At 67.6% G+C, this 5,715-nt stretch carries 5 protein-coding genes; all 5 read right to left on the reverse strand.

Features of this window, described 5'->3' with window-relative positions; translation table 11 throughout:
- Positions 1–214: 214 nt before the first annotated feature.
- Complete coding sequence (locus EA346_RS14025; protein ID WP_296759640.1) at positions 215–886, reverse strand: Rid family hydrolase; 672 nt, start codon at positions 884–886, stop codon at positions 215–217.
- Positions 887–936: 50 nt separating this feature from the next.
- A complete protein-coding gene (locus EA346_RS14030; RefSeq protein ID WP_296759641.1) occupies positions 937–2,559 on the reverse strand; it encodes a flavin monoamine oxidase family protein in 1,623 nt (540 codons plus the stop codon).
- A gap of 264 nt (positions 2,560–2,823) precedes the next feature.
- A complete protein-coding gene (locus tag EA346_RS14035; RefSeq protein WP_296759643.1) occupies positions 2,824–3,711 on the reverse strand; it encodes a type II secretion system protein N in 888 nt (295 codons plus the stop codon).
- Complete coding sequence (locus EA346_RS14040) at positions 3,708–4,199, reverse strand: type II secretion system protein M (protein WP_296759644.1); 492 nt, start codon at positions 4,197–4,199, stop codon at positions 3,708–3,710. The genes EA346_RS14035 and EA346_RS14040 overlap by 4 nt, the downstream gene beginning before the upstream one ends.
- A complete protein-coding gene (gene gspL, locus EA346_RS14045) occupies positions 4,199–5,416 on the reverse strand; it encodes a type II secretion system protein GspL (RefSeq protein ID WP_296759646.1) in 1,218 nt (405 codons plus the stop codon). The genes EA346_RS14040 and gspL overlap by 1 nt, the downstream gene beginning before the upstream one ends.
- Positions 5,417–5,715 lie beyond the last annotated feature (299 nt).

Genomic DNA, 5,715 nt, shown 5'->3' on the forward strand with positions numbered 1-5,715 from the left:
GATCGTCCGGAACGGTCGCGCAGCCCGCAAGCCAGAGCAACGGCATCAGGAGCAGGAGCAGGAGCAGGAGGCGGTACAGCGGTGCAGGCATGGGTGTGTTTCAGTCCGATAGGATGACCTCGGCATCATAGCGCGGATCCCACCTTGGTTCAGCCTTCTCGCCATGGCAGAGGGCCCGCCAGAGACGGGCCCTCTGCGTATCCGTACCGATGGATTAACGACCGCGGCCGGGGGCCGGTGTCTCCACCTGCGGATAGGCGGCGATGACCTCGATTTCGACCAGCCAGCCGAGCACCGGCAAGGTCGCCACCTCGATATTGGAGCGCGCCGGCCGGCGCGGGTTCGCCACGATGACCGGCTCGAACGCAGGAATGACCTCACCGGTGACCAGGTTCACGTTCGCAAAGTACTTGCGGTACGCGCGGTTCCAGCCAGCGTAATCGGCCCGCGTTTCGCCAGGAGGTGCCTCCAGGTAGATGCGCATGAAGGTCACGTCCTCCAGCGTCAGGCCGTTGGCCTCCAGATTCAGCTTGATGCGGTTCAGCGTGTTGATCCCCTGGGCTTCGGTGATGGTCACACCTTCTGGCAGCTCGCCGTCCGTCAGGGGCGTCAAGTCGGGATCGATGAAGCGCTCCGGGGTCCCAAAGGCGGCGCCGGAATTGACCCCTGCCGGGCCCGTACCCGCGGACCAGTACAGGTCCACGTTGCGACCCACCGAGACTCCGCTGGCGAGAAACGGATTCGGGTTCACATCGCCGGACGCGGTGGGCGGAATGAAGTAATCGACCTCGGTCGGCTTCGGGCCCGCCAGGGCGCTGCCGGCGGTGACGGAGAACACCAGCGCCAGGCTGGTCAGGATGCTGCGACGGATGGAATCGGATTTCATGATGGATGGACCTCTTGTGATGTTTTTTCGAATCGGATTCATGCTTTGGTTCAGGCGCTTGCGCGCTCTTCGATTTCCATGACCACCTTGCGTGCGGAATCGAAGGCGCCGGCCTGCCAGGCGATGTAGTAGCTCAGGTGGTCACCGGCGAAGTGGACATTGCCCTCGGGCTGGTTCAGCAGGTCGTAGGCAGGAACACGCTCTCCGCCCGGTGCGGGCCAGCCGACCCATCCGCCCTCGCTGAAAGGCGTCTTGATCCACGACACGCTGAAGGAGTTCTCCAGCTCGTTGATGTAGGCGGGGCCATGGATCTTGGCTCCCTGCATCAGGGCTTCCTGCTCACGGCTGCGCGGGTCCAGGTCCGAGTAGAAATTCGCGTTGGGGCCGAAGTTGTAGTAGCCCACCACGACGCCCTTCCGGCCCAGATAGCCGTGGCTCGGGTACCAGATCGTGCTCAAATTGAGGTTGGTGCCGGTGATTCCCCCAAGGATCTTTTCGTCCTCTTCCCAGAAACGGCGCCGGTACTGCAGGCCGATCTTGCCGGTGGACACCGGGGTGGGCACGCCGAGCGCGGTCACCACCTCGGCAGAGAAATTCGACGGGATGTTCTTCAGGATCTGGGGCGGGATGGTGCAGATGCAGTAGTCGCCCTCGATCTGCTTCGGTACCCGGGAGTTGTCCTGGTACTCCACGCGCACGCCGCCATTGGTGTTGTAGATGCCGCTGACCTTGGCACCGTAGATGCTCTTCGCTGTCGGCCGTATGGCATTCTCCAGGGCCTTGGGAATCGCATCCATACCACCCACCGGCTGGAACATCAGCATGGCCTGGTCCCAGCCGAATTCGAACGCGAAGCGAAGGCCGAAACGCGACTGCAACAGCTCGCTCAAGGCAAAGGGCGGATCGACTTCGCCCCGCTGGGAACCGGCCGAAGGCGACACCCTGAAGCCGCGGCGCGTCGAACCCTCGTATTTGTTCTCACTTGTAAGGTTGCCGAAGCTGCGCATGAACCCGATCAGCAGCTCCCTGTCCGCGTCCGACAGCGGAATGTCCAGGGCACCCTGATCCGCTGCCTTGGCCAGAAGCTGGGCGGTGTATCCATACAGGTCGGCCTTCGCCGTGCGGTGGCGGACCTTCTCACCCCCGAGCGGGCCGAAACCGGATCCTTCGTTGTAGTAGTACGCGTCCGCGTTCTGGTTCGTGAAGACTTCCAGCGGCACGCCCAGCTCGCGGCAGTAGTCGATCGTCACGTGGTGCTGCGGGAGGCGGGCGGGGCCGGCATTCATGTACTCACCCTGATCGAACTGGCACATCTGGGTTACGCCATCGGTCTCGGTCTCGGTGTCGCCGCCGCGCACGGTCCAGTTGCGGCCGCCGGACCGATTGCGGCCCTCGAGCAGGGTCACCTTGTAGCCGACCTTGCCCAGTTCGTAAGCGGCGGTCAGCCCGGCGATGCCGGCGCCGAGCACGATCACATGCTTTCCGGATCCGCCGCGGCCGCGCCTCAGCTGGCCTGGCGGCACGAAATTCGTCGGTTGAGCACCCAAGGGCGCTGCGAACAGGCCCAGGGCACCCATCGCGCCGTACACGGCGCCAGCGCCTCCGGCCTTGCCGAGGTCGTTCAGAAACTTGCGTCGGGTGTAACCAGCGAAGGGATTGTCGCTTTCAGTCATTCGAGGCTCCTCGTTAATGTTGCGGCGTGGATACACGCGAGGAACCCTTCAGCAAGACGCGGGCCAACGGTTAGTTGTTGTTTTTTGGTAAATATTTTATCTTTTCTGTGGGATTTTCGAACCAATATGGTGCGCTGCGGCACGCAGTTGCACCACCGTTCCGGTGCAAGGAGACCCTGCGGTGAGGGTGGTTTGAGTGGCTGCAATGGGAACAATCGGTCGGCGCCCTCGGCGTCACGGGGCCGGGGTCACCGATAAAGCCGATCAGGGAAGAAAAAACGCCTCCGAATCCTCCATGTCCGGGGATACCGGTGCCGCATCTCGGGGCGACACCTGTCGCGAAGGTCTCGGTTGGCCGGCCGCAGGGTTCGCCATCGACGAGCCTGAGTCCTCCAGCAACAGCCGGTGACTTCCGTCCGGTTGCCTGCGGGCGATGGCGTCGAGCGCGGAACGCAGGGCGGGGTCCGCCTGCGATCCAGATCGAAGCGACAGGTCGAGCCTGTGGCTCCCGGAGGGATGCCAGGAAGCAGTGCCACGGACGTCGAGCGGGGACTCCGGAGAGGCCTCGATCCGTGCCAACAGGCTTCCGTCAGGGGCATCTAGCTCGGCGCGGTACTGGCCCAGCGGCATGGTGCGGGGCAGACCGGCCGCGGCCTCGGTCCAGTGCAGGGCACCCTCGGCATCCTGGAAGCCCGCGTCGGCACTCCAGCGGATGCGCCCGATGTCGAGAGCGACCCTCCCGTCCAGCAGCACCGGCAGGTCGAACCAGGCCTGGAGCCGGCCGGCGTCCAGTTCGCCGCGCACGGTCCGGGCCGCGGCATCGCCACGTCCCAGTCGCACGTGGCCCTGCAGCCGGTCCGGGCCCGCCTGCCAGTCCAGCGCCAGCCCCAGCCGGCCGCGCAGCAGGGATCCGGGCTGCCAGCGCCAAGCGACCGAACCGACGTCCTGGCCGTTCACGCGCACCGGACCCGCCTGGCCGCGCCACACCGGACCCGACAGCGTGCCTGGGTCGAGGGCAAATGGCAGATTCAGTCGCGGCTCGGCCAGCCGCCAGGCGAGGCTGGCCGGAAACAGCAGGCCGAGGGTGACCAGGTAGGCGGCGAGCACCAGCGCGCCGGCCCCGGCGATCTGCTTCGCGCGCGGGCGCATCATGAACGGCCGTTCGCGGGTTCGATGCGCAGCTGGGCGTTGACCCGTCCCGGTTCGTTGCCCCGATCGATGCTCAGGTTGACGACCCGCAGGCCGTGGCGGCTCTCCAGGGTGGCCAGCCAGCCGACGAGGGCCGCGTAGGGCGCGCCCTCCAGTTCGGCCTCCACCGCCGATTCCAGCGGGCGCACGCGGCGCAGGGCCGAACCCAGGCCGGCGGATCGGGCCGAGACGTCGACCACCCCCAGCGGCGAGCCAGTCGTACGCGCGGCGGGCGCCGCCCCGGCGGCCCCGGCCTGCGCGCGCACCGCAGGCACCTGCGCCTGCATCCACGCCTGTTCATTCACCAGTGTCTGCAGCTGGCTGTTGAGCGCGCTGCGGCGTTCCAGCGCCGGTTCGACGACGAAGAGAAAAGCGATCACCAGCAGCAGTGCCAGCCCCGCCAGCATCACGATCCGACGCTCGCGCGTGGCCAGGCCATCCCACCAGGTCATCACGACCCACCCCCTTCGATCTGCAGCCGTGCGCGCACACCCTGTTCGTCCGATTCGGCCGAGAGAATCCGCACCGTGGCACCGGTGCCCTCGCGCAGACGGCCGCGCAGGCTATCCAGCGCAGAGATGCTGTCCAGATCCAACTCGAGTTCCAGGCGGCTGCCATCGCCGCGCAGCTGGCGCAATTCCACCCCGGCCTGCGCCAGGACCGGCGCCGCGCGTCCGAGCCGGTCCGCGATCGGACCCGCGCCGGCAGCGGCGCCGGCCCCGGCGTCCAGGACCTGCCGAAACTGTCCCACCGGATCGATCATCCGGGTGTTGGGCAGCGTGGCCTCGAACAGGTCGGCGATGGCGAGATCGACGCGCTCGACCTCGCGTTCCAGCTGCCGGACCTCCAGCCACAGCGAGCCGGTCCACAGCAGGACCAGCGCCGCCGCGATCGCTGCGGGGATGCGCCAGCGGGACCAGGCCTCCGCACCGGAGCCGGCGGGGGTGTAGGCGCCGGTCAACAGGTTCAGTCCCGGCCGGCGCTGCAATGCAGGCGCGATCAGGGTCAGCAGGTCGCCGTCCCAGCCCGGCGCTCTCAGCTCGGTGCCGTCGCCGATGTCCGTGACCGCCAGTTCGGGCGGCCCGTGCCAGGCGATCGCCATTTCCTCGCCCTGCTGCGTCTTCCACTGCTGCAGCCACCACGGCAGAACCTCGTCGGCCAGCGCCAGCGGTTCGCCCCCGGGAACACTCACCAGGCAGCGGTCGCCGGCCCAGTAGAGCTCGAGCCGGTCAGGCGGTGCCTCGGGCAGCAGTGCCGTGTCGGGGATCAGGACCTGGGCGTCGATCCCGGCCTCGCGCAGCCACTCGAGCCAGGCGTCCATGTCCCGACGGGCGGCCACCGCCGCCTGCAGACGCCCGTCGGGCAGTCGCGGCCCGGGGACGATGTGCATCGCCTCCAGATCCTCGCTCAGGCGCTCCTCCAGCGCGTAGGGCAGCGCCTGCAGCTGAGCCGATCGGGACCGTGCGGGGATGGCCACGTGGTAGAGCAGCACGCGTTCACCCGGAACCAGCGCCAGAACCCGATCGCCGCGCTGGATCGCCGCGGGGATCTCGGCCAGCGTCGCCGACCCGCGTTCGAGCACGGCGCCGTTGCCGATCCGGGCCCAGGAGAGGCTGCCCTCGGGGAGGGCGGTCTCGGGTTCCGGCAGGGTCAGCACGAACCAGTTCATCGGGGATCCACCTCCGATCCCGTGCATCCCACGACCTGATGATCACGAAAGCTCCGCAACCCGGCCTGTCGTGCACAACGCACTGTCCACATGGGCCGCTCCTCGTAGGAGGCGAGCCCCCTCGCCGATCCGGGGCCGGAAAACCCATCGGCCAGGGGCTGGCCTCCTACAGCCGGGCCCCATGAAACAACAGGAATCTGACCGTCCGCGGAGCTTGCGTGATCATCGCCTCCCACGAAATCCGGGAGACCGGCCAGGCTGCGCGCCGGCCCCAGGTAGAGCCGGACCGCCGGGTCATG

The sequence above is a fragment of the Thioalkalivibrio sp. genome (assembly GCF_007692535.1).
Classification (GTDB): domain Bacteria; phylum Pseudomonadota; class Gammaproteobacteria; order Ectothiorhodospirales; family Ectothiorhodospiraceae; genus Thioalkalivibrio.